The organism is Aeromonas sp. HMWF014 (assembly GCF_963878295.1).
In the GTDB taxonomy this organism is placed as follows: Bacteria; Pseudomonadota; Gammaproteobacteria; order Enterobacterales; family Aeromonadaceae; genus Aeromonas; species Aeromonas popoffii.
Genome location: NZ_CAWNYS010000103.1, coordinates 1 through 2,618, shown reverse-complemented (window position 1 = coordinate 2,618; position 2,618 = coordinate 1). Strand labels below are relative to the sequence as shown.

The 2,618-nt window shown below is 53.1% G+C and carries 3 protein-coding genes and 2 pseudogenes; 2 read left to right on the top strand and 3 right to left on the bottom strand.

What is annotated here, in order from left to right; translation table 11 throughout:
- Positions 1 to 217 (top strand): annotated as a pseudogene (locus AAC083_RS03960) (hypothetical protein); the annotation flags it as partial.
- A gap of 169 nt (positions 218 to 386) precedes the next feature.
- On the opposite strand, the gene AAC083_RS03955 reads toward AAC083_RS03960, so the two are convergent.
- Both AAC083_RS03955 and AAC083_RS03950 read right to left on the bottom strand, forming a co-directional pair.
- A complete protein-coding gene (locus AAC083_RS03955) occupies positions 387 to 1,490 on the bottom strand; it encodes a baeRF11 domain-containing protein (RefSeq protein ID WP_181364637.1) in 1,104 nt (367 codons plus the stop codon).
- Between the two features lie 144 nt (positions 1,491 to 1,634).
- Positions 1,635 to 1,875: pseudogene (locus AAC083_RS03950) on the bottom strand (IS4 family transposase); the annotation flags it as partial.
- Between the two features lie 139 nt (positions 1,876 to 2,014).
- Between AAC083_RS03950 and AAC083_RS03945 the strand changes: the two are divergent.
- Positions 2,015 to 2,245 (top strand): DUF3297 family protein, encoded by a 231-nt coding sequence (locus tag AAC083_RS03945; RefSeq protein ID WP_108535861.1) that lies wholly within the window; start codon positions 2,015 to 2,017, stop codon positions 2,243 to 2,245.
- A gap of 99 nt (positions 2,246 to 2,344) precedes the next feature.
- Here the strand turns inward: AAC083_RS03945 and AAC083_RS03940 are convergent.
- Positions 2,345 to 2,618, bottom strand: a 274-nt coding sequence (locus AAC083_RS03940) for a DMT family transporter (RefSeq protein WP_181364636.1), incomplete at its 5' end; no start/stop codon positions are given.

Sequence of the window (2,618 nt, the reverse complement as noted above, 5' to 3'; positions counted from 1 at the left end):
AACCATGACAGACGCTCAGTGGCAAACCGGCCCGAAAGAACTGGATCCCGCCGCACTGGGGCTGGCGATACGCGAGAGACGCAAGGCCGCCAAGATGACCCAAGAGATGACGGCATCACTGGGTGGCATCGCCAAGAAGAGCTTCTTCAAGATGGAAGGGAGGGAATATCTACCTCTCGTGTACTGGGTCGTGGGCACCGCGGTGGCCATTGTATGACCTGTCCGATTATCCGTTATGCCATTGATTATTGATTTTAAAAAATTCAGTAGTACCCAGGAGGAGCCAAAGTCGGATAGCTTGTCTATCCGACTTTTCTATTTGTCTGTGGCCGATAGAACAGCAATTAATAAAAATCTCTTATCGGGACTGTAGACTAGCGATGTTTTTACACCGGATAACGTAATATTGCGTTGAGATCGGCACCGGATGGTAGATCTTCGCTCCGCACTGCCAATACCCTTGCTCCGGTAGCAATCGCCCGTTTGGCAATCTCATCGACAATGCTGTAACTGACTTCATCACCGCTGCCGCTGAAGGAGATCAAACCTTCGTTATCAATGGTCCCATTGATACTGCTGTCGATATTAATCAGCAGTAGATCGATGGCACCAAAGGTGGCCGCACGAGCCGCATCGGACAAGTCCTGAGTCACCCGCCGTTCGCCTGAGCGGGCTTCAAAGCGTGATTTCAGAGCATTTAACTGCGCCTGATAATAGTTTTCCAACAGTGGACGAACCTGGGTCACCAGCTCAGATGCCCCCAAATGCTCGGCATTACAGAAAAGTGTTTCATCGGTAAGATTCGGTAACGAGTTGGTTGCACGATAAATAGAGGATAAAGGCTCAGTCGTGACCAAAATAAGCGGATAATCATGACTCGCAAATATTGGCCGCAAGGCTTGGTCTATTTTACGGGTGTATTGCGCCAAACGTACCTTATAGTGAACCGCACCATGATGATGATCGTTTAATGCAGCCTCCCCCATGGCATCATGTTTGCGAGACGGCATATTCTGCACCGCAACTTCCACCGGCGGTACATCGGCAAAAAATTCGATCAGGCGCGCCTGATTTTCAGACAACGCCAGCACATAAGCTGAATGCGGGAATGTCAGTGCCCGCAGTAAAGGTTTGAGGTAAAAACGCTCGCTGACTTTAAGCTGGTTGGGCAATTTGTTTGCCAAACGGTAAGTCGTAATACTGTCCGGCGTAGCTAAAATGGCCAGGCTGCGGGCATGCAGATCCCAAAAATCCTCATCTTCCAGCACCGAATAAAGTTCTTCCTCCAACAGGGCCAAGCGGCGTTTATCCAAACCTTGTTCCGCAACCTGCTGCAATGCCTCTTTAATGAAGTTGCCCAATTGAATTTGGCTGGCGTCTAATTTTTGGTGCAACGGCGACGTTTCAAGGTAGATGGAAATACAGGCATCAGAGCGGACATCAGATAAACGGGAGAACTCTTCACGGCTTGGGATATCAACATATAACATGGACCACCTCGCGAATTTACAGTTTAGTTGGGTTGTGTGATGTTATTCAGTTCGTCCCCACTGGAATAGCGATAATCTTATCGACCAGCACTATGCCACATAGGCTGACTGGGCCTTTAGTATAGTCGGCTCATGCACAGGACCTTAAGAAAGTGCATTATTTAAAATGCGTTTCAACGTATTGTTTTGTATCGATTTTTTCTGCTTGGTCAACCAGGCGTTTTTAGCCAAACAAACTGAAGCCCACGCCAGCCGTTCACTGATCTCACCCATAGTACGATGCATCACAGCTGCTAATATCGGGAACCACCCCGTCTGCAATGGCTGTCCGGCCTGTCACGCCCCCCTTGAGCCGGTTGTGCCATGCCGACTCCTTAAACAGCAGCACCGATACAGACTCATGAAAAGTGAGGACACCCACCTTTCTGAGCAAGCTGCTGCATCGCCAGCACACAAAAGTAGGTGTCTCAGTTTTGATAGGCATTGCCTACCGCCCCACTATTTATCTGCCTTAGGTTAGAGAGATGAGCGACAACAAACCCGCACTGCCCGACCGTCTGGCGGCCAACCTGCGCAGCCCGTACCATGTGGCTGCCTGCTTCGAGCACGAGATCGGCATTCGCCTCAACGGCAAGGAGCGCAACAATGTCGAGGAGTACTGCATCAGCGAAGGCTGGGTGAAAATCCCCTCCCCCAAGGCCAAGGATCGCTATGGCAACCCCATGCTGATCACCGTCGAGGCCTTCTACGCCTAAGCTGCCTATGGCAACGATGCCCCGAGCAGGGGCGCGACCTTGCTATCCCAGAACACCGGCCTGGTGCCGGTGTTCTGCTTTTCAGGTGCCAGCGCCTGTTCAGGGGTGCGGCTTGCCCGCCTGCCAGCGTTGCAGTCCGGCACCGGCCAGCACCAGCAGGGTGCCGAGCAGATCGCTCCCCTCCAGCCGTCCGGCCAAGGCATCGAGCAACACGCCTCCCGCCAACTGGCCCGCGACGATGAGCAAGGCGCAGACCAGGGCCCCAACCCGGCCTATGGCCCAGCTGCTGATGGCAACGAACAGCGCCCCCAGCACGCCGCCGAGCAGCAGCCAGGGATCGAGCCCGGCCAGATTCCCCCAGGGTGCCCCCTTG